1 protein-coding gene and 1 pseudogene are annotated in these 1,710 nt (G+C 66.5%); one reads left to right on the top strand and one right to left on the bottom strand.

All coding sequences use genetic code 11. From position 1 onward, the window contains the following. Positions 1-280: 280 nt before the first annotated feature. Positions 281-748 (top strand): annotated as a pseudogene (locus ABD901_RS58500) (IS110 family transposase); the annotation flags it as partial. A gap of 227 nt (positions 749-975) precedes the next feature. Here the strand turns inward: ABD901_RS58500 and ABD901_RS58495 are convergent. Further along, positions 976-1,536 carry a GNAT family N-acetyltransferase gene (locus ABD901_RS58495; protein WP_345145034.1) on the bottom strand — a complete coding sequence of 187 codons (561 nt, stop codon included), beginning with the start codon at positions 1,534-1,536 and terminating at the stop codon, positions 976-978. Between the last annotated feature and the right edge of the window lie 174 nt (positions 1,537-1,710).

Below are 1,710 nucleotides of genomic sequence, written 5' to 3'. Positions count from 1 at the left end.
AGTGGGAGCCGTTGTCGGGCTCTGCCTCCTTGGGACCGTGGCCGTGCATGTTCGCCGCCCGACGCGGCCGGCTGGAGCGACGCAGGCTGGTCTTCAGGGATGGGAGAACGGTGGACGTGCAGCGACGTTTGGTGGGTATCGATCTGGGTATCGCCTCGGCGCATACGGTTCGGGTCCTTGACGGTTCGGGGCGGGAGGTATGCCGGCGCCGGTGTGAACCGAGCGTGGCGAGTCTGACGGTGATCGAACATGCGGCCTTGGCCGGTGCGCCCGAGGGACCCGGTTGGCGGTGGTGATGGAACCGACCGGGCCGGCGTGGCTGCCGATCGCGGTCTTCTTCAGTACCCGAGGCCATGCCGTGTATCGGGTGTCGAGTCAGAAGGCGGCGGATCTGCGCCGGTTCCTGTCGCGGCACGCGAAGAGCAACGGGATCGACGCGGACACCCTGGCCCGGTTGCCGCTGGTCGACCCGGACGGGTTGACGCCGCTGACGCTGCCCACAGGTGAGCGGGCTGCGTCGGACCGGCGGGTACGTGCCTGCGACCGGTTGACCATGCAGGCTGCTGAGCCCAAGGTCCGCCTCAAAGACCTGGTCCGGCAGCTGATGCCGCTGACACCGCTGACCGGCGATCTGGGCCAGGCCGACCTTGCCGTGCTTGAGCAGTGGGCAGACCCGCGGGCGCTGCTACGACTGGGCAAGGTCGAGCTCACTGCGGTCATCGTCACTGAGTTGAGGTCGAGCGTGTGATCCATCTCGCGCGCGCCAAGATCGACCGCTTCTTGGAGCACCCGTGTCGCTTCGGCGGCGTCCTTCGGATGGCCCCACACGCCGGACGCACTCATTTGAGCGGTCCCGAGTCCGAGCCGAGTGATCGGGTGACCTCCGATCGTGAAGGTGCCGCATCGACCGGACAGGGTTCCACGCATGGTCATGTCTCCTCCAGGGTGCTATGAACTTGCGCCGGTATGAATCAGTCAGATGTCAGTGAGTTCATCCGTCTGCTCCGATTCCGGCGACGCCGCGACCGCCGGTACGTCCAGGTCGTATCGACGCAAACGGAACACGTCAAGCCTCGTGTTGTAGTACTTGTCGGTTTGTCCGACCCAGTCCATCCCCATGCGCCGCGCGGCGGCCGCGGCGCGTTGGTTCGCCGGACGCGAAACGGCGAAGACCTCGTCGGCGCCGGCGTCGAAGGCGTAGTGGGCGATCGCCTCGCCGGCTTCACCGGCATAGCCATGCCCCCACCAGCCACGAGCGATCTGGACGCCGATCTCGAAGTCGATGTCGTCGGGAGGCAAAGGCAGCAAGGAAACCGCGCCGACGGTGTGGCCGCCGGCGAGATCAGTGACCTTCCAACGACCGAGCGGTGGCTCGATGGCGGCGCTGTCTGCGACCCACCTGGAAACCAGGTGCTGCATGGCGGCCATGTCCGGAATACGGTCCATGGCCGGCGCCAACCATCGAGAAACCTCTCCGTCACCGAAGATGCTCAGGGCCGCTTCAACATCGGACATCGTCCACGGAGCAAGTTGCAGGCGCGCGCTCCGAATTAGTGCTCCGTCGATGTCGACCGAATGCGAGTTCTGAGCCCTGATCCACCGACGAGGTCTCGGTGCCCGGCCGGTCCAGCCCGATGATCTTGGACGCGGGTCAGGGCGTGTGGGAGTGACCGGCCGGGTTGCCGGTGCGCTCGATGGTCGAGGGAAGTC

The sequence above is a fragment of the Dactylosporangium darangshiense genome, assembly GCF_039537565.1.
GTDB lineage: Bacteria > Actinomycetota > Actinomycetes > Mycobacteriales > Micromonosporaceae > Dactylosporangium > Dactylosporangium darangshiense.
Note: the sequence above shows the minus strand (reverse complement) of the source record. Positions and strands in the feature narration are given on the sequence as shown.